Annotated in this window: 17 protein-coding genes; 5 read left to right on the forward strand and 12 right to left on the reverse strand. The window is 37.2% G+C overall.

Annotated elements, in window-relative coordinates; translation table 11 throughout:
* Positions 1-27: 27 nt before the first annotated feature.
* From BLT30_RS17450 to BLT30_RS17490, 9 genes are all read right to left on the reverse strand, one after another.
* On the reverse strand, positions 28-540 hold the full coding sequence (locus BLT30_RS17450) for a hypothetical protein (protein WP_089875011.1): 513 nt from the start codon (positions 538-540) through the stop codon (positions 28-30).
* A gap of 22 nt (positions 541-562) precedes the next feature.
* Complete coding sequence (locus tag BLT30_RS17455; RefSeq protein WP_139166704.1) at positions 563-2,311, reverse strand: hypothetical protein; 1,749 nt, start codon at positions 2,309-2,311, stop codon at positions 563-565.
* 226 nt (positions 2,312-2,537) lie between these two features.
* Positions 2,538-3,098 carry a hypothetical protein gene (locus tag BLT30_RS17460; protein ID WP_089875015.1) on the reverse strand — a complete coding sequence of 187 codons (561 nt, stop codon included), beginning with the start codon at positions 3,096-3,098 and terminating at the stop codon, positions 2,538-2,540.
* Between the two features lie 28 nt (positions 3,099-3,126).
* Complete coding sequence (locus BLT30_RS17465; RefSeq protein WP_089875016.1) at positions 3,127-5,511, reverse strand: TonB-dependent receptor; 2,385 nt, start codon at positions 5,509-5,511, stop codon at positions 3,127-3,129.
* 308 nt (positions 5,512-5,819) lie between these two features.
* Entirely contained in the window at positions 5,820-6,179 is a 360-nt protein-coding gene (locus tag BLT30_RS17470) for a hypothetical protein (protein ID WP_089875018.1), read from the reverse strand.
* 154 nt (positions 6,180-6,333) lie between these two features.
* Positions 6,334-7,362: a nucleoid-associated protein gene (locus tag BLT30_RS17475; RefSeq protein ID WP_027383720.1), complete on the reverse strand. Its 1,029-nt coding sequence runs from the start codon at positions 7,360-7,362 to the stop codon at positions 6,334-6,336.
* A gap of 134 nt (positions 7,363-7,496) precedes the next feature.
* Positions 7,497-7,898, reverse strand: a complete 402-nt coding sequence (locus tag BLT30_RS17480; RefSeq protein WP_089875020.1) for a hypothetical protein — start codon at positions 7,896-7,898, stop codon at positions 7,497-7,499.
* A 12-nt stretch (positions 7,899-7,910) separates the two neighbouring features.
* The gene (locus BLT30_RS17485) at positions 7,911-8,450 is read right to left on the reverse strand and encodes a TlpA family protein disulfide reductase (RefSeq protein WP_089875022.1); all 540 of its coding nucleotides are present in this window, start codon (positions 8,448-8,450) and stop codon (positions 7,911-7,913) included.
* Between the two features lie 6 nt (positions 8,451-8,456).
* Entirely contained in the window at positions 8,457-9,236 is a 780-nt protein-coding gene (locus BLT30_RS17490; RefSeq protein ID WP_089875025.1) for a hypothetical protein, read from the reverse strand.
* A 231-nt stretch (positions 9,237-9,467) separates the two neighbouring features.
* Between BLT30_RS17490 and BLT30_RS17495 the strand changes: the two genes are divergently transcribed.
* Positions 9,468-9,809 (forward strand): helix-turn-helix domain-containing protein, encoded by a 342-nt coding sequence (locus tag BLT30_RS17495; RefSeq protein WP_089875028.1) that lies wholly within the window; start codon positions 9,468-9,470, stop codon positions 9,807-9,809.
* Between the two features lie 50 nt (positions 9,810-9,859).
* On the opposite strand, the gene BLT30_RS17500 is transcribed toward BLT30_RS17495, so the two are convergent.
* A complete protein-coding gene (locus BLT30_RS17500) occupies positions 9,860-10,537 on the reverse strand; it encodes a hypothetical protein (protein WP_089875031.1) in 678 nt (225 codons plus the stop codon).
* A 491-nt stretch (positions 10,538-11,028) separates the two neighbouring features.
* Between BLT30_RS17500 and BLT30_RS17505 the strand changes: the two genes are divergently transcribed.
* Positions 11,029-11,295, forward strand: coding sequence for a hypothetical protein (locus BLT30_RS17505; RefSeq protein ID WP_089875033.1), 267 nt, complete (start codon positions 11,029-11,031; stop codon positions 11,293-11,295).
* 35 nt (positions 11,296-11,330) lie between these two features.
* Here the strand turns inward: BLT30_RS17505 and BLT30_RS17510 are convergent, their stop codons facing one another.
* Together BLT30_RS17510 and BLT30_RS17515 are read right to left on the reverse strand one after the other, a co-directional pair.
* Positions 11,331-11,846: a thioredoxin family protein gene (locus tag BLT30_RS17510; RefSeq protein WP_089875036.1), complete on the reverse strand. Its 516-nt coding sequence runs from the start codon at positions 11,844-11,846 to the stop codon at positions 11,331-11,333.
* A gap of 83 nt (positions 11,847-11,929) precedes the next feature.
* Positions 11,930-13,042 (reverse strand): serine hydrolase domain-containing protein, encoded by a 1,113-nt coding sequence (locus tag BLT30_RS17515; protein WP_089875039.1) that lies wholly within the window; start codon positions 13,040-13,042, stop codon positions 11,930-11,932.
* Between the two features lie 382 nt (positions 13,043-13,424).
* Here BLT30_RS17515 and BLT30_RS17520 point away from each other — a divergent pair, with 382 nt between their 5' ends.
* The 3 genes from BLT30_RS17520 (at position 13,425) to BLT30_RS17530 (ending at position 19,002) form a co-directional block, all read left to right on the forward strand.
* Entirely contained in the window at positions 13,425-13,985 is a 561-nt protein-coding gene (locus BLT30_RS17520) for a hypothetical protein (protein ID WP_089875041.1), read from the forward strand.
* A 108-nt stretch (positions 13,986-14,093) separates the two neighbouring features.
* Positions 14,094-18,200 (forward strand): beta strand repeat-containing protein, encoded by a 4,107-nt coding sequence (locus BLT30_RS17525; protein ID WP_089875044.1) that lies wholly within the window; start codon positions 14,094-14,096, stop codon positions 18,198-18,200.
* Positions 18,201-18,339: 139 nt separating this feature from the next.
* Positions 18,340-19,002, forward strand: coding sequence for a hypothetical protein (locus BLT30_RS17530; RefSeq protein ID WP_245707209.1), 663 nt, complete (start codon positions 18,340-18,342; stop codon positions 19,000-19,002).
* Positions 19,003-19,314 lie beyond the last annotated feature (312 nt).

Here is a 19,314-nt window from a genome sequence, read left to right on the forward strand (position 1 = left end):
AATCATAATTTTTTATAAATGATGTTCTTAAGAAGCTTTCCAAAAAGTCCAAACCGTCCCATTGAAAACAGCCAGCATCTTTTTTGTCGTGTCATAAACTATCATTCCCGGTGTCGGAGAAACAATATTAAGGTGTGGATTGGCCACCTTTGGCAGGATCATAGCTCTATTTGTATCTTCCAAAACCAAGATCCCCGGCGTGGAAGTTACTGTTCCGAATGACACTTTCGCATCTGTCTGCTCTGTCAAACCATCTTGCAAACTCGTATCAGCAGAACCATTGGTGGCTATGGTAAGGTCTTTCCATGCATTATTTACGTAGGCCTTTACTTTTTTGTCACTAACATCAAAAATCAAGGTTCCATTTACAACTCCGGAAACGGCACTTTCGCTCGTCACCCAGGGAAGGACCAGACCTCTGTTCTCTGAGCCAAATTCAATAGAGGAAGATGCAGATTCTAATACTGTCTTTCCAATTGCAACTTGGGAAAAACCGAAATAATAAATAAGAATAAAAATTGACAATAAGGATCTTTTCATTTGTTTGTGTGTTTATTTTTTATTAATCAGGACAGGCTTGTGTATTGAAACATTTCCAGCCAGAGGCTGTTCCGTCCGTATTGATCTGTAAACAATTCAATGTCGTGTTGTAAACCATCATTCCTTCTTTCAGATCATCAGCTGGAATTTGTTCCACTTGGGTTGTCGTTAATCTATTAACAACAAAACCTTTGGTCTTGGATTCCAAAACGAGCCAGGCCCCTTTCCTTGTTTCCGGCCAGTTTGTATCTCCTGGGCTAGCTCTTGTCAAAGATGTGATCCCACTTGGAGAAGGTAAGGTTGTTCCAGAATTGATTGCCGGTTTATAACAAACTGGGTCTCCCCCCGCTACATTTATCATAACAGTTGCTGTGCTACAGCTACTAGGTAGGCTAACTCTACATATCTGATAAGTTATAGTATAATTTCCCGTCAAGACATTTGAACCAACTTGTACCAAACCTGTAGATGTATTAAGCGTAACATTGGGATTGGATGTAGAAACCTGCGTGAGGATCACATTAGAAGTTGTCGCCACAACTCCGTTATACTGTTCAAGATCATTGACCAGAACAGATGTTACAGAGGAAGCACCTGCATTGATGGCAAAATTATCACTATTTGCGATTGGCGGAAAGCTACCATCCATATTCGGGCACAATCCAATATTGGTAGTCAAAGAAGCCCCGCAAGTTCCACCCGCCGAACAATCGAATGTCACATTTGCCGAAGCAGCCGTCGTGGTAGCTCCAGAAGTATTTATATAATTGGGTGCGTTGGCAAAAATAGCTGTTGAGCCTTGAGTTCCTGATTTTATCATTGTGGCCTCGTACTGTGAATATCTTGTAAAATCCAGGTTAGGTCCAACTTTGGCTCCGTTGGGATTGATCGGATTGATGACATATACAAACCCTTTCTTTGAAGATGAGGCTGGTCCTTTGATGCTCGCACCATTAGGCTGCCAAGTCGTTATTTTCAAAAGTCCTTCATTATATATGGAAGATGTGCTTGAACCGTTTATAGCTCCTTTGGAATAAAATGTACCGTAGTTCTCCAAACGACTGTTCGAACCCATATCCACTGTCCCCGTTCCAACATTGAAGACACCTGTATTGATAACCCTTCCACTGCTCAGATTGTATCCCTGAGCTGTATTCATCGTTCCACAATTGATATAAGTGGTTGCATTACTGCTGCTGAAATTCTGCCCGACGTTGATAGTCCCAAAATTTCTAAATATGGTTGTTCCTGATATATTGATATTACTTGTAATAGAATATGTCCCGTAATTATCTATAACGTTAGTAGCATCGTTATTTCCAAATCCTAGAACGCCAACATCCACGCCCCCTCGATTGGTCAATGTATTTGCAGTTCCGCTGAAAGTGAAATTATTATTCCCTGAACTTCCGGACCTCATTGTCCCGCCACTTGCAATATTGATGGTAAGATTAGAATTGATATTCGGATTTTGATTGAATTGTAATGTTCCTGCGATTTCAAAAGTAACATTGCTTCCGTTGGCAGAATTAACATTATTCTGTATGACCAAAGTAACTCCGGGCGCAATGCAAATCTTGGAATTATTCTCAAAAGTCACATCGCTCAAGGTTGTGTTTGTCGTAAAGCAAACAACACTACCAGAAGAGAATGTATAGTTACTGCTTGTAGGATTTGTAACCGTACAACTTGTACATTGGGAATAATAGTTTATTGACAAAAATAGAAGGAATAACAAATATCCGTCATTCTTAAAATAAATTTTAATCATCTCATTTTATGTGTGTTTGATAAATCAAAAATATTTGTCAGAATGTGTTAATTTCCAACAAATCAACAACAAAATTAGGAATTTACTATGAATAATATTTTTATCATATGTTAATTAATAGTAATATTTAAATATTTTTTCAACATAAAACCCACTCCACACTTCCAATATAAAAAATAAAGACGCCCTCAAAAAGAACATCTTTATTTATAATTTAAAATATCAGTTAATGAACATCCACTGTAATATCAACATCGGTTTCTCCTCCTGTGGTCTGACCTAATTGATTGGTGGCGGAAGGATAGTTTTGATTAACACTTGCAGGGCCGTGAATTAATTTGATATTCATTTTTCCGGTTTCTTGTGTAGAATTAACTGTCCATTCTGTTCTCAATCCTAATCTTTGTCCGTCTGTTCTTACAATATCGTTTGCAGCTCTTATCACAATAATGTCAGCATTCGCTGGACCGAATGTAATGAAGTGATGGTCTTTTTCTTCCTCGATCTCATCAGAAGAATGATAATGGTCATCGTGTTTGATCTGGAAATCCAATACCGCCGTATAAGTATCTCCGGTATGCAAATGCAAATGCCCGTCTGCCTGTCCGCTAATTACATTAACGGTTTGAACGTCACTTGCGTCAGCCTTATTCGTCAATGTTAAAACAACTTTCCCGATCTCGTCGTGCTCATGGACATCCTCTGGAACTGCGTCATCATCATTTCGGCAAGAGAAGATGAAAAGTGAAACTAAAAGAACTAATGTAATATTGATAAATTTTTTCATTTTGATTTAAATTTTAAGTTTTTAATAATTAAAAATTGTATTTCAGAGTAACCACGAAGTTCCTTCCCGGTTCGTACATATAATATCTCAGCCTGTTAAGATATTCACGATACTCTGTGTTAAATAGGTTATTGATTCTGAAATTAAAATTCAGATTTTTGAACAGGTCTGCTCCGATGGAAGCATTAAATAAAGCATAAGCGGCCGGCGTAGAACTGAAATCAACTGTCTCATTATATTCTACGCCATCTTTAATAAAAGTTACCGGAAGATTTCTTATCGGAAAACGATTTTGTTTAAATGTATTTTCGTTCTCCAAAGTGACGTAGAAATTCTTTGGCTTATTAAGCATCAATTCGATTGAGTTTCTCAATTTAGCCGGCATCATTAGAATCAATGGCTCATTATTCGAAAGATCGTCACCTCTCAAAATACTGAAACCCGATCTCCATTTCAGATTAGACAAGATAGACAATTCTGCATCGGCGTCCACTCCCATCATTCTGGCTTTGACCTGCTGATAGGTCCAAACCGGGAAAACACCTCTATTGGTATTCAGGATACTGCTCGGAACTTGATTCACAAAACTGTCAGAATACATCAAGTAAGGATTGATTTCCAAATGTAACCCTCTCAACAAATCAAAATGACCTGCCAATGACAGATTAATATTATAGATCGTTTCTTTCTTGATGTTTAGATTTCCCTCTTCCATAATGGCTGCAGAATGATGCAATCCATCCGAGAAAAGTTCCGCAGGATTCGGCGTTCTTTCGGTTCTTGATAAATTGAGCCTAAACTCGTAATCCTGAGTCGGTTTATAGTCCAATCCAAGATTAGCAGATAGATTATGATAATCCAAAATAGGTCTCGTCAAAGTTCTGCTGCCGGATTCCTGTACAAAAAACTGTGGGAAGATCGCCGCATAGTTTGCTTCCCATTTATCCGAATCATAATATTTATATGAATCGTATCTGCTGAAATCATATCTCACAGCAGCCTCTGCATTGAGTTTGGAACTGAATCTATACTTGAAAACAGAAAAAGCCCCTGCATCATACCTGTAATAATCCGGAATCAAGCGTCTTGCTTTGGTCGCAGGATTTGGATAATTATCCTGGTAACCCGCAGAAATCCCGCTTTCCAGACTCCAATTGGAACGTTCAAGCAAATGAATCAAACTCGCCGAATGTGTAATGAGCCTCAGATCCATAGAAGGCAATTCATTCAGCTCGCCTCTTCGGATATCATATTCCTTTCTTCTGTTAAGCTGAAAACTATATTGGAAAGTCAACTTCCCAAAATCAGCAAAACGCTTGTAAGCCGACAGTTTTGCAATATGATGTTCTACTTGTTGCTTCGGATGGTCAATATCATAGCTGAAGTTGTCCAAAAAGTAAGGCTGCCCAAAGTTAACGGCATTGTAAAAATCTTCGGGACTTGACAAATGTGCACCTTTGTAAATCCCGAATTCCTGATTGGTTCCGCTATACGAAACGTCAAAACCTTGCAAAAAACCACGTTTCCCGAAAGAGAAATTAAAGGAGTTAAACTCCATTCCGGTATTTTGTAACGTATGGTGCGGAACATATTCGTCACCCGTTTTTCGGTAACTTCCACCCGCTTTTACAAACCATTGGTTTTCCCAGGCTTTGAGAACATTAGCCCCAATTTCTCCGCCTCTACCATTAGAGATCCCCGAAAGTCTTACACTTCCCATTACAGTATCTTTCTTTGGAAGGTTTGACGGTTCTAAAATGACAACGCCGCCGACGCCTTCATTCCCGTACTTCAAAGCAGATGCACCTTTCACCACATCAATGTGTTCAAAATCATTGACATCGATATTAGGTGCGTGTTCTACTCCCCATTCTTGTTCCGCCATTTTCACACCATTGTTCACGATAGAAATTCGGCTTCCGTACAATCCTCGGATGACAGGTTTTGTAATATTGTTTCCTGTTTTCAACGCTGTAACGCCTGCAATTTTCGAAAGTAAGTTGCCCAGATTTTCTGTGGAATTTCTTTCGATCTCCGTTTTATCCAGCGTTCTCATAATCACAGAACCTTTGGTCTTATGGTCCACGTGAATCGTAACCGTTTCTATTTCGCCAATATGATGCTCCAAATTAATGGTCAAATGAACATCCTGCGTAACTCCTACATTTTCAGTATAATCATTACAATCAGGATGTTTTGCAATGAGTTTATATTGACCTGCAGGAATTTGTTTAAAAGAAAACTTTCCCGTTTTATCTGTTCTGGTTGAGAATTCACCGATTTTTACCACAGCATTTTCCAGCATCGTTTTGTCGTGAAAATCCTGAACAGTTCCTTGAACAGTATATGTTTTCTGTGCATTTGTAATTACCAATCCACAAAAGACCAGCAATAAACTATATATCAATTTCATTGTAAAATAAAAGATTGCATACTTTTTTTCTCAAAAAGCATATTTAAAAGAATCTTGAAATTCGTTGTAATCATCGACGGATTCGCACAAATAAAAATGTACAAATTGTAATTAATTGTAATTAATAGCCGAAACAAACCCCAAAGGCTTATTTTTTCATTAATAAAAATTAAAATAGTCGACAAAGGATTTTTTAATCTATTCCGGGGATAAATTTAATCGCAAAGATTTTTAAGGTTCAAAGTACAAAGTATTGATACTTGATGAAGCTTGAATTTTCCTATGCTTTTACCCTAGATTTAGATCAATTATGAAATGGACGGAGGGCCACGAAGCTGAAAAGTGAATTTGGTCTGAGACCATATTTTTTCCTGTACAGAAAAAGTTTGCTTTGTTTCGTTGGTGTGGTTTTCAAAATGAAAAGCGAATTCTTCCGGAACCAGGGAATTACCTGTCGCCAGAAAATGACAAGCCAAACAGTCACCGGATTGGCTCTTGGAAACTTCTTTGGAAATGCTCTTTTCCGTTTTTTTGAAACCCGAATCCTTGAAGTAAGATTCGCCTGCGTGGCTATGTAATTGTGAAGAAAACAACGCCACAAAAAGATACATCACGGCAAAAAATACCGAGATAAAATTCCTAACAACCTTGTTTTTTCTAATTAACATCAATGCAAATGTAGAAATTTTTTGTGAAAAACAGAGATTATGTTAAATTCTAAAAAGATTATTGGCTTTAAATTGCTCGCAGATCAAGAAAATAGAGTGGATTTTTTATTATCTGCAAAATCTGCCCAATCTGCGAGAGAATTATTTTACATTTTTACTTTTCTTCTTCAAAGTACAAACGGTAATATTTTCCTTTTTCGTCCTGTCCGGTCTCTATCATTTTTCTGTCACCGTGGATGTAGATGTGGAAATTCTTATCGAGTTTGATAATCGATTTAAAATGACGCTGCTGTTTTTTAACCGCCTGGTTATTAATTGGAAAATCTTCCGAAATCGAGATCTGCATATCCTGTTCGTAATCCGATTTGAAGTTGGAAAAACTTTCGATCACGTTCTCGTCCTCCAAAACTTCTTTTACAAAATCATCATACTTGAACTCTTCTTTTTCTTTGAAGAAATTAATGGACTTATTCAGGAAATCAGCTTGGTCAGCTTTGGAAACTTCAAATTCCTGCGGTAATTGCTGCGTGATAAAATCCTTGTAAACAGACAGAGTTTCCTGGGTGTGGAAATATTCATCATCGCGTTGTTTTACTTTCAGGAAATCCTCGAACCAATAATACATGTCACCGTTTTTGTTGTTATCGACAACCGACAAGATATAGCCACTCTCTTTTTCACTGTTATAGATCAAAGCCGCTTTATCAATCTTGGACAAACTGATCCCAAAATCTCTTTCAATTTCAAAAGACTCATCCTGAGGATTGATTTTTAGGAAACCTTCTCTCTTTTCGGTTTTGAAGATCCCGATAGAATCTGTTTTTTCACTCTTGCCATCAGCCGATTCAAAAACCTCGCCTTCAAAATAAACAACGAACAACTCGCCAGCCTGAACCCGTGGATTTTCTGCCGCTTCGTAAAGGTGTTTGGCAATATTCTCAGATTCCCACTGGAACTTGGCTTTATCTTCAAAAATCTCAGACACAGAACTGTAAACCGGGTTATTCACCAGATAAGAATCGCTATAAAACTGGAACTGTTCTTCGGATTTGAAAGCGCTCATAAAGTAATTCCCGAGCAATTCCTTCATCTCCTCTTCCAACTGAAGCTCTTCCTGGGAAAGCGTTAGGGATTCTCCATTGATCTTATTCCCGACTCTGTGAACTGTAATTTTTGAAAACATTTTTTGTTGTTTAGGATTGCAAAGATAATTTATTCTCTTGTTTTCTAACGAATGAAAATACTGTCATTGCGAACGAAGTGAAGCAATTTTAATATTAGTAGCAAAAAATCCCCAAGCTCTCGCTCGGGGATTTTTCATTTATTAATTGTCATGATCGTTTCTTCCGAAACTTTATATTCTCCTTTCTGATAAATTTCTTTATTCAAAAGTATTTCATAAGTGTAAATACCTTTTGGAAAGTCATATATACATTCTTTAGATTCTTTCGGGATCACTAATGCTTTTTTAATTTCCTCATCTTCTATTTTTCCAACTAAGTTTACTGCAATTTTTTCATCCATTTTGTTTTTGAAACAAAAACTATCTACTGTTTTTGCATTGGGATCAACGGATTTTCCATTTCCTTTGATTGCAGAAAAACCTTGTATCAATATATTTCCAATAGCAATGCCTTTGTCAAGACCTGTATTTTGGGATTTAAAAAAAAGAGGAATGAGCAACAAAAAAGCAATCAGTAGATAATTGTTTTTTGTCATTGGTTTTATTAATTATTTTAATGAGCCGATAATTGAAGTGATTTTCTTTTTGTCCATAGAACCTTCGATCTTTTTTACAACTTTACCACTTTTAATAAAATAAGTGATCGGGACAATTTCCGTATAAATAAGACTCTTCTCGCTTCTATTTTCCAGGAAATTACGGATAGCCTTTCTGTAAGCTGCATTCTGGAGGGTAACATCCGGGAGCGATTTATTTTTCATAAGAAAATCCTTTAGTTTCCCGCTGTCCTTATCTATAGAAAGCGTTGCAAACCTCACATCCGGGAATTCTTTCTGAAGTTCTAAAAACATTGGCATTTCTTCTACACAAGGTTGGCACCACGTCGCCCATAAATTAACAACAACTAATTGATCCGTAGAAAGAAACTGTTTATAAAAATCGCTAGATCTTATGTCATATTGATTATTGACTTCAATATCATCAGTTCGTTTTCCAAGATGTAGACTTCCTATATCTATACCAACATTATATATTATAAATAAAGTGACCAGTAAAATCCCAAAAATTGTTAACAGTTTCTTTTTCATTTTAACTTAGTTTTTTATTGTAGAGAAATTCCTGATAACAATAAGCCCATCTTCATTTACTTTATATTTCCCAGCTTTGATTATTATTTTTTCTCCAGCTTTTTTAGTTTCAGCAATATTATTGTTTAGTATCATATCTTCATCGAAAGATAATAGTCCTTCATTTTTCTGTGATAAGGCAATTAACTCACTGTTTTGAGACAGATCAATTGTTAAGATTCCGCCAACATTCGTAGTCGCATTTTTAGTGAACGGAACTTTTACACAAAAAGCATATGAATAGCTATATTCATGTCCAAAAATGTGACCCTGATGTGTTTCAACCCAACAAACTGACCTGGCACTTATGACGCTTGGTTCAAAAGCAATTTGTCCATCTATAATTTTATATTCCCCTGCCTTCATTGCGTAAGCCTGATCATCACCTAATGTTTTGTTCGGATCATACAAAATTTGATCATTTTCAATTTTAATAGTTTTCAAATTTTTATTAGCGGCATTTTCAGCAAAACTATCCCCCAAGCTCATTACAGCAATACTGCTGTTACTATTTTTATTCGTTACGATGTAATGACATTCTGTATCTGACCAAATTTCCACTCCAATACTCCCAACCCCACAACAAGAAATGGTTGTACAGATCTTTAATCTGATTTTATTATTAGTCGATTGAGAATTTGTGATTGCTAATAAATCTTCGGCATTTGGATTCATATAATTTTGTCCCGATGCAAAACCATTAATAAGTAAAATCAATAACACTCCAAATTTAAACATTTTTTTCATAATTCAAATTGTTTTTTTTACGATAATAAATCGTTTTTTAGTTTTTAATAAATTTTTTACACATTTGTTTTCCGGATAACAGAGACAAAACTATTCATTAGAATTGATATATTATTGTTCAAAAAAGAAAAATTTTCAACCATTTTTGATAAATTTTTTGTCAAAATTTATATCATAATTTATTTATTACTGTTTTATTTTTGCATATTTTTGTTCAATTAGTTTTAAGATATGAAAATTGGAAATAAATTGAGAGGCTTGAGGAGCGAGAAAGGTTTCAGCACAATGGACATCGCAGAAAGGCTGGACGTTTCGGAGTCTACTTACAGAAGATACGAGTCCGACAAAAGCTTTCCTGATATCTTTACTCTGGAAAAAATCGCAAAGGTCTACGACAAAAGTTTTTTGGAATTACTCCCTGAAGAAATTGTAATTAATAACCAACAACAAGGTGGCACTTCTACAAATGCAATTGTTGTTAATCAACTTTCTGAAAAACTTGTAGAGCAATACGAAGCAAGGATAAAAAATCTGGAAGAGCAATTAGCCTATTGGAAAGATAGATCAAAATAATTAAAAAATCCCCGAGCATTCGCCCAGGGATTTCTTATATAGTTCAAAAATCAGGATTTAGGCCCTTCCTCACCTTTCCCTTCTACCCTTACCTTGGTCAGCAATTTCGAAATCGTATAATCATCCTTTTTCACCGTATCCTTGAAAACCTTTTTACCATTGTTGCTCACTTTCGAGATATAGCTGTAGGCGTTTTCAAACAAGATCTTATTGCCCTCTACCAAAGATTTTCGGTTACTCACGATAGCGATCTGCTCCGCATTCCAGGCTTCCAGCTGAGGAAGAATAGGAGGAAAGTACTTCAAAAAATCTTTCGGCATATTGCCAGCGTCTAGTTCTGCCTGATGACTTTCCAGATAAGGCAGCACTTCTCGCAGCTCATACACAGCACCTTCGATATTCCTTGTCGTCAGTTTGCTTCGGATGTTGGATATAGAAGCAGACTCAAGTCCGGCATCCCTCGCATAATCAATCAGAAACAATAGCTTTTGATTGGCTTCATCCGCCAGTCCGTACAACTGTCTGGTCACACTTTTCAGTTCCTCCGTTTTTGCCAGCACAGATGCCGTTTTCCGCACCGCATCAATAGCATTTTGAAATTCGATAACAAAATCGGCATTCATCATTTTGTAATGTTCTGCCAATTCGCTTTGGTCTCTGTTAAAACTTGCAATCAGCGCATCGCCAATCGCAGGATACTCTTCATAGTTTAAATTGTTATTTCCCATTCACTACGTTTTTGAATTAATTTTATTTACAGTTTTATTTTACTCTTCTGATTGTTCACTCAACTCTTCTGATTATCTACTCAAGTCTTCTGACTGCCTACTTAACTTCTCTGATTGTCTTCTTAACTCTTCTGATTGTTTTCTTAATTTCTCTGACTATCTTCTCAAGTCTTCTGACTGTCTACTTAACCCTTCTGATTATCAACCCAACACCTTTTACACTCAAATATATTTATATTTTCAGCCAAAAACAAACATTATTCAAAATTATTTCCACACAAATAACTCATTTAATTTAATTTTTAAACAATAAACAACTATTATAATTAACAAAAACCTATCAACCATAAAATTATGATTGAATTTCAAAAAATGATAAGACATTATTAAAACAAATAATCACAGAAACCCACAATATTTTATCTTTGACACAAACATTCATCAATATGAAGTCACCCTATCAAAAATACTGTCTATTCTTATTTTTATTAATGACATTCTCTTTCACCAATGCCCAAACCATCGAAGAAGAAGTTGCAAAAAAATCCTGCGAGTGCATCCAATCGAAACGATCACCTGAAGGACAGATTACAAGCCCTGAAATAAAAAAATGTGTTTCTAAAAGTGGTGACGAAGTTTTGAGATCCAAAGATCCACAGGAAGTGAAAAGACTCACAAAGAACATGGAGGAAGTTGTAGCGCGATTGAAAACCGTCTATCAATTAGTAGAAAAATGCTTACCTAGAATTGACGCCTAATAAAAATCCCCAAGTTAAAACTCGGGGATTATTTTTTAATTTTTCTTCACGAAAACCTGTTCTATATTTTGGAGTTCGTTTTTATTTAGATGAGACGTTTTCTCAAGTTTTACAAGAAATGCAGCAACCTCTTCCGGACTTGCGGGCGAACCAATATTTTCACCTTTGTCATCAAAAGAATCCGCTAGAACGTTTCCCTTGGAATCCAGCATCAGCCAAAAAGGAAGCCCGGCCGTTTCTCCTTTATATTTGTTCATCAGTTCCTGTCCGCCGGGATTTTCGAGTTTTTTCTTTTCCCCACGTTCCTGAACATCTACATAAGCAGTCACATAACTCTTATCAAAAAGTGGTTTTGTGGTTGGCAGGTTCATATTCTTTTCCATCAGTTTGCACCAGCCGCACCACGAAGCATGGAATATCAAAAGGACATTTTTATTTTCTGTCTTGGCTTGCGCCAAAGCTTTATCCAATACAACATCTGCCTTTGCCTGAGCAAACCCCAATTGCATGGCAAATAACGCCAATACTATAACAATCTTTGAAAATTTCATTATTGATCTATTTAACATCAAACGAATTTATGGATTTTCTTATTAAACAATAAATATCTTGCCCAGAGATCTGGCAGCTTACCCTAATCTCTCTCAAATTTTTCTATTTTAAGCTTTGGAGATAATTCTTTGATATAGAAAGAAGCAACAGCTCTGGAAAAACCGGGTAAAAGTTCGCCATCATTGGACAAAGTTATAATTGTATAACCTTCTTTCGGGAACCTCAAAATATCAGCCAGTCCGGGGCCGCCGCTATGTCCCGCATACAGGACATTGTCTTCTGTACCAGTTACCCAGCCGACTTTGGAGAAATCAGCAGCTTTGCCCGCAATTGTTTCTGTTTTGTAGATATAATTATCAGAAAATGATTTTGGGAATTGTACTTCATTGTCCAGACCTACCGCCCAGTTTGCCATATCATCTACCGAGGCAAAATAACCACCGGCAGGATAGGTATATTGCGGATAGAGATATTTGTAGGCTTGCATTTTACCGTTGAGGTCGTAATAAGTCGTGGCTTTTTCCGGAATAATATCTGTACGCAGGAATTGTCCGTTTACCTTGAATTCCATGTCGAAAGCGCCATCATCCATTTTCAAAGGAATGGAAACTTCATCTTTCAAGATCTGGACAAAAGGCTTGTTATAGATCTTTTCAAAAATATAAGACAAGACCATAAAATCTGATTGTGCATATTGCTGCTTTGATCCAGTTTTGAAAACCAAAGGAAGTTTTTTGACGGCGTCCACAATTTTCTCGGTTGGCAAATACACATCACTCTCATAATAGTCGGCAATACCGCTGGAATGGCTGATCAGATTTTCTATTTTTATGTCACTCCATTCTTTCGGACATTCGGCAATATATTTTGAAACCGGATCCTCCAGGCTGATCCTGTTATTATACATGGTTTTCAAAAGAAGTGTGGACGTCAGAAGTTTCGTACAGGATGCGATTTGAAAATTAGTATGTTGGGTAACTTTATTTTTCCAGTCGAGGTTTGCAAGTCCATAGGTTGTTTTCTTGATGATTTTACCATTTTTTATGACCGCAACTGCCATTCCCGGGATTTTTAAATTCTTCATTTGCTGATTGAAAAATCGATCTACTTTTTGATCAATGTTCTTGTGATCATCTTGCCCAAAATAGAAGACAATGAATAATAAAGTAAAGATAAAAGCGAACGTTTTTTTCATAGGTTACGAATTATTACCATGTTTAAATTTTATAACTATTTTTATAGTTGTTCAAAGCTAAGATTTATTTTTGATTTATCACTATTTTTATAGTTAATTAATTTTAATTAAATATTTATAGTCAAAATTCATTAAAAAAGAAATTAAAAATATGTTTCCAAAAGTGGCAACGAAATTTTGAAATCCAAAGATCCTGAGTTCTATTCTCTTTCTTTGGAAACAACACTGCTGATTATCAATACGTTATTATAAAGCAAAAATTCAAATAAGCTATTAAGAAAAGGTTTTATGTTAAATTTGTGTTATATAAACAATTATTATTTAAAAATATTCAATAATATAAATAATTTAATATAAATTTGCGAAAATTTATAACACAAAAATGATAAAAAAATACAGGATAACACAATCTTTGTTATCTATTCTCCTATTATTTTTTTTTATCAATACTTACAGTCAGATCACGATTGTTGAGGGTACGGTTTTTTATGTAGAAAAAAACACCGTTCTCACTGGAGACATCCAGGTTTCAGCCTCGCAATCTAACAATTCTCAGTCTTATCCAGCACAAGCTTTATCTTCCAAAAGTAAAAAAGATAAAAAGTTTATAGCCTACGGAACAACAAAGCTAAAGCATCAAAAAAAGAAATCAGATTCTAAAAAACTAATCCAAAATACGTCTCCCGCTGATGCGAACAAGGCAATTTTGCTCCAACATCATTGGAAAAATGTTGATAGTTGTTATTTCACCACCTCAGACTCCAGTAAAAGACCGGTAATACTACCTGATCAATATTTGAAATATGACATTTCTTTATTACGTTATATTTTCATTTTTAATTATTTTTATGAAGAAAAACGGAGTTTTTACAAAATCCGATTTCTCTATAACTTACATAACGAAAGTTCCCGTACACGTCCCCCCCCTTTTTTATTATCCTAGAAAATTTACTGTAATTACGATATTTTCTTAATTATAGTCATGAAAACTTTATTTATCGTCAGCTATCCTTTCTAGCGGAAAGGTAAGCTTATATTTATATATCAAATAATGAAAAAATATACTTTATATTCTGCATTTAGTAAAAATGCAGTACAAAAGCTACTGCTTTTACTATTCGCATTTGTTATAATGCCAAGTTGCATTTCACTTTCTGCCCAGCAACAAAACTCATTTGTTCTTGCCGTTCCCGGACAGAATCTTAATTTCCTGAATGCCAATCGTACACTGATCACCAATATGGGTAACAATGGTTTGTCAGCTGGCTCTGTTTGGCGCTATGACAATCTTATCACAACCAACGGTATTACCATTTACGGTGTCCTTACCATTAAAGAGATCAATGGTACCGGTACAACTCTAACAATGTTGGATGATGAAACCGCCGGAACAGGACTTCCGGGGAGATTTCAACCAAGGATAACAACAGCCGCCACTGGGGGAAACATCTTGTTTGAGCTTGAGTTTTATGAGGTTACTACCAATAACAGGGCTTATATTTCGGAATATTACTTTACAGCGGCCGATATAGACGGAAGCGAATTTGTGGAGATAGGTGGTTACTCAACTTATCAGATAGATGCCACCAGTGGACTGACCATTACCCAGCAGCCTACCGGACGTACCAGGTTTGGAGGCATTACAACGGAGCTTGATGGAATAAATTTCGAAAATACTGCAGCCTTTATTGCACAGTACAAATTCCCTTATACCAAAGTTACATTTGCACTAGGTAAAAGTAATGCAGGAACAAGCCGCCAGTTTTCTCTACAGTTCGGAACCGCCGGAGGAACTTTCACCAACCCGACAACCGTGAGAAACCCGGTAAAACTGATGTACATTACCAAAAAGGCTGATACCGACAACTTTGTTGCGGGAACCACAAGAAAATATACCGTTGTCCTGGATAACATTGGAACTACTGCGGAAAATGTCACACTTACCGATCCATTACCGGCAGGATTGACCTATGTCCCTAATACGACCGCTATTTCAGTACCCGCAATAAGTGAAGCGGAAAGCGTAGCGGATAACTTCAACTCTGTTTCTTATGCCCGGAATAACGGAATAGCTTGGTGGAAAAATGAATGGACTGAAATAGGAGAAGCTACAGATCCCGCCGCAGGACAAATCACAATTGCGTCCAACGCTTTGCGTTTTGTAACTTTACCAAACGGAAGAGGTATTGAAAGAACAGTCAATCTTTTAAGAGCAACCAATGCCACGTTGTCATTTGCCTATACACAGAGTGCCACAAACGGAACATTGGATGTTCAGGTATCTGCTAACGGGTCAACCTATGTTTCGATAGGCAGTGTCAGTGGAAATACAAGCGGGACATTCACCGGGACTATCGGGGCTGCCTATTTAACAGCAGATACCCGTATACGTTTAGTTAACTCCAGTGGAGGCACATGGGGTACAAAAACAACGACCGTGGACAATCTGACAGTGCAATATACACTTTCGCTAGCCACACAAAACAAGACCAACGCTGCGTCTGGAGGAACTTTATTAAATGGTGTACCATCAAATGTGATAGTGAGTGGAGACAATATAACATTACTACCTGGTGCAAAAGCGACCATAACCTTTGATGTAAATGTAAACTGTAATGCTCAGGGAACTATTACAAATACTGCAACAGCTGCAGCCCCTGGATTATATGAAGATACTATTTCGGCTTCTCATACCGCCTATGTAGATCCGGTAAATGTAACAGGATCCAGTCGTTGTGATGCAGGTACGGAAATACTTACAGCGAGTGGCGCGCAAGGTAATCAGCAATACCGTTGGTACGCTGCTTCCAGCGGAGGAACTCCTTTGGCAACCGGAGCATCTTTTACGACACCGAGCATATCCAGCACCACGACTTATTATGTATCTTTTTACAACCCCGATACAGGCTGTGAATCCGGACGCACACCTGTAACAGCTGTTGTATCTTCTGCTGGAGCCATAACTGGCACAGGTGTTATTTCTACTACTACAGGCGCCAATGGAACCACAGGTGATACCGGAGCAGTAGCCGCTCCCAATACTGCAGCCAATAATAATGCTTCTGGTACAACCGCTTGGACCAACTTGACCAATATCACGAGCAGTAACAATGCTAATACTTCAGCTACAAATATTGCTGCAAACGGCGGGACTTCACAGTATTTAGAAATTCCTTTCCCTGCTATTTCTATTCCTACAGGATATAGTGCCAATGACATATCGGGAATTGCCATTGGTATAGAAAGAAATGCTAATAATACAAACAGCATACGTGATAATGTCATTCAACTTCTGAAAAACAATATTGCCGTAGGGGACAATAAGGCAAATACAGGAACATTTTGGCCAAACTCTGATGCCTCGGTCATTTATGGAGGAGATACTGATCTTTGGGGAACAACTTGGCAGGCTGCGGATTTTACCAATACAAAACTGCGGATCCAGGTATATAATAATGCGACTGCTACAAGAACTGCAAATATAGATTATGTGTATGTTAGAGTTTATTTTGGTGCTTTTGGAGATGACCAAAGTAGTGTAAGCTTCAAAATTTCAGGGGTTTCAGGTGCCACAGGATATACTTGGACCGTACCAAATGGTGCAACTATCACATCCGGACAGGGATCGAGCTCAATTCTTGTTAACTTTAACAATGCCGGACAAAGTGGAACATACAATGTTTGTGCAACACCTTCAAATACTTGTGGAAACGGAACTCAGGTATGTCGTCAGATTGCGATTACCAACAATGTAAACAATGAGATCTCTGGAACGGTTTACAATGATCAGAACGGCTCAGTCGCCCCACAAAAGGTGGATGGCACGCCTATCTCACAGATTGGAGGACAACAGTTATATGCAATATTAACGCAAAGCGCAACAACAGGTACCCCAGCGGCAAACCGCGCCATCTCTTCCGTCACTGTCGATCCCGATGGGACGTACAAGTTCTCGTATCTTGCTAACACAACGGCAAATTATTATCGTGTTTACATTAAAACAACACCTTACGGTGATGGAATTGCAGTACCTGCAACTTCTGATTTGCCGGCAGGAGCAGTTTTCAACGGAGCAATTGATAATGATTCCACAAATTCTCTGACCGGAGGTAACTCTACTAATGGTTATCTTAATGTAACCGCCGGAAACAACACTAACAATACGAATGTTAATTTTGGTATTGCCGTAAGTAACCCAATTGGCAATCCTGATGTTACCAGCACATTGGAAGACACTGCAAAAACATTCAATATTTTAACAAACGATACGGCTACTTCCGGTACATTAGTTGGCGCCAGTGTAGATTTGGATCCAGTAACTGCCGGAAGGCAAACTACCTACACAACAGTTAATGGAACATGGACTGTTGATAACAGTGGAAACGTAACTTTTACACCTGTACCTGATTATTTTGGTAATGACTCTATTACTTATACAGTAGAAAACTCATTAGGGTACAAATCCAATCCAACCAGTATTACAATCACTGTAGATCCGGTAAATGATGCGCCGTCTTTTACAAAAGGTGCTGATCAGGCAAACCCACAGACTTCTTCAGCTACAACTTACACAGTAGCAGGATGGGCCACAAACATCAGTAAGGGACCTGCCAATGAATCTTTACAATCTGTTAGTTTTATCGTTACCAATGATAATAATACCTTGTTTAGCATTCAGCCTACGATCACGGCACTTGGGCAACTACAGTACACGATAGCCGGGAATGCTTCCGGAACAGCTTTGGTAAGCGTACGTATTCAGGATGATGGAGGCACAGCTAATGGAGGAATTGATACTTCAGCTGTTCAGACGTTTACCATAACTGTAAATTCTACACATTGCTACAAACCAGCAGTGACTGATGCCGGAAATAACATTCCTTCTCAGCATGGCATTACGGCATTATCGAGAGCCGGAACAAATAATGGTAACTGGCCTATGGTCAGACAAAGTGCATGGACTGTTTTAGAATCCAAAGAAAAAGGATTTGTAATTAACAGAGTACCAACCACAGCATCTCTTGCTAATATTACCAATCCTATCATTGGAATGATGGTATACGATGTGGAGGCAAAATGTATTAAAATATATGCAGTAAAATCTGGTGAAACAAATCCCTCTTGGCCTTGTTTTGAAACACAAGCTTGTCCGGATTAATATTATCGGTAGAGGTTTTGGACTGTGTGATCTCTGCAAGCCGGGATTTCCATTATCACAAAACCTGATTCAATGAAGTCAACAACAATCAACCTTCAATGTGCTCACAATGCATTGAAGGTTTAATAGAACAATTAAAATGAGAAATATCAAAAATATTACAGCTATGGTTGCTTTAATTTTATTTTTGCATGCAAAAGCACAGGTAGCCATAGGAAAAGATGAACTTTCTAAAATACAGCCTGCAAATACGGTAACAAATCCGAACATTTCTTTGGAGTTTTACGATAGCGCAGATAATAAAAAGGGAATGGTATTACCTTGGACCTCCACAGTCAACGATCAGCCCGTTGCTTATAATTCCACAACCGGAACTGGCTACAGAGGTATGCAGGGAACAATAGAAAATGGCACATTTATATTCGATCTTTCGGACAAAAATGTAAAATACAGAAAAGATGGTGCATGGTTTAACCTTACTAATGTTACCTACCCCGTTAATGTGATAAGAGCGGATAATTCTACCGTAACACTTTCTGCAAACAACACATTAGATACTTCGCTACAAGACGACAAAATAGAATCCGCTAGTGCTAAAGTAGCAATAGGCACAAATGCAAATAACGATACGACCAATGGAATAATGGTACTTACAGATACGGATCGTGCAATGGTTCTGCCCAAGGTAGCAAGTCCACATCTGAATATCATAAATCCTACACCAGGAATGATGGTCTTTGATACTGTAAAGCAACAATTGGCAGTATTTAATGGAACTGTATGGAGTTTTTGGAAACCATAATGTTCATTATATAATTGGATAAAAGTAAAAGCTTAATCTTTGGGTTAAGCTTTTGTTATTTCATGAATCGACTCTCGACGAGGCCGCTTTTTCTTTCTCCGATTTCAAAAAACATTCGTACAATTTTTATTCTCCTTGTATGATTCCATCGAGCAACTTGTCTATTGGAGTAAAAATCAGTTGATAAATCTCCGTTCTTAAAATAGCGATGCCATTATCATAGTATTAATATATTCGAGATAACATTAAAAAAGCATCCTTCAAAACAATTATGATCAGCTAAAAATAAAAACCGCTATAAACATTAAATTT

The sequence above is a fragment of the Epilithonimonas hungarica genome (genome assembly GCF_900102265.1).
GTDB lineage: Bacteria > Bacteroidota > Bacteroidia > Flavobacteriales > Weeksellaceae > Epilithonimonas > Epilithonimonas hungarica.

Bases quoted from the DNA above. Each gene is read 5' to 3' on its own strand.
- BLT30_RS17525 (WP_089875044.1), top strand. From the start codon at position 14,094: ATGAAAAAATATACTTTATATTCTGCATTTAGTAAAAATGCAGTACAA.
- BLT30_RS17510 (WP_089875036.1), bottom strand. From the start codon at position 11,846: ATGAAATTTTCAAAGATTGTTATAGTATTGGCGTTATTTGCCATGCAA.
- BLT30_RS17485 (WP_089875022.1), bottom strand. From the start codon at position 8,450: ATGAAAAAGAAACTGTTAACAATTTTTGGGATTTTACTGGTCACTTTA.
- BLT30_RS17475 (WP_027383720.1), bottom strand. From the start codon at position 7,362: ATGTTTTCAAAAATTACAGTTCACAGAGTCGGGAATAAGATCAATGGA.
- BLT30_RS17515 (WP_089875039.1), bottom strand. From the start codon at position 13,042: ATGAAAAAAACGTTCGCTTTTATCTTTACTTTATTATTCATTGTCTTC.
- BLT30_RS17500 (WP_089875031.1), bottom strand. From the start codon at position 10,537: ATGGGAAATAACAATTTAAACTATGAAGAGTATCCTGCGATTGGCGAT.
- BLT30_RS17465 (WP_089875016.1), bottom strand. From the start codon at position 5,511: ATGAAATTGATATATAGTTTATTGCTGGTCTTTTGTGGATTGGTAATT.
- BLT30_RS17530 (WP_245707209.1), top strand. From the start codon at position 18,340: ATGAGAAATATCAAAAATATTACAGCTATGGTTGCTTTAATTTTATTT.
- BLT30_RS17470 (WP_089875018.1), bottom strand. From the start codon at position 6,179: ATGTTAATTAGAAAAAACAAGGTTGTTAGGAATTTTATCTCGGTATTT.
- BLT30_RS17495 (WP_089875028.1), top strand. From the start codon at position 9,468: ATGAAAATTGGAAATAAATTGAGAGGCTTGAGGAGCGAGAAAGGTTTC.
- BLT30_RS17450 (WP_089875011.1), bottom strand. From the start codon at position 540: ATGAAAAGATCCTTATTGTCAATTTTTATTCTTATTTATTATTTCGGT.
- BLT30_RS17505 (WP_089875033.1), top strand. From the start codon at position 11,029: ATGACATTCTCTTTCACCAATGCCCAAACCATCGAAGAAGAAGTTGCA.
- BLT30_RS17490 (WP_089875025.1), bottom strand. From the start codon at position 9,236: ATGAAAAAAATGTTTAAATTTGGAGTGTTATTGATTTTACTTATTAAT.
- BLT30_RS17460 (WP_089875015.1), bottom strand. From the start codon at position 3,098: ATGAAAAAATTTATCAATATTACATTAGTTCTTTTAGTTTCACTTTTC.
- BLT30_RS17480 (WP_089875020.1), bottom strand. From the start codon at position 7,898: ATGACAAAAAACAATTATCTACTGATTGCTTTTTTGTTGCTCATTCCT.
- BLT30_RS17455 (WP_139166704.1), bottom strand. From the start codon at position 2,311: ATGATTAAAATTTATTTTAAGAATGACGGATATTTGTTATTCCTTCTA.
- BLT30_RS17520 (WP_089875041.1), top strand. From the start codon at position 13,425: ATGATAAAAAAATACAGGATAACACAATCTTTGTTATCTATTCTCCTA.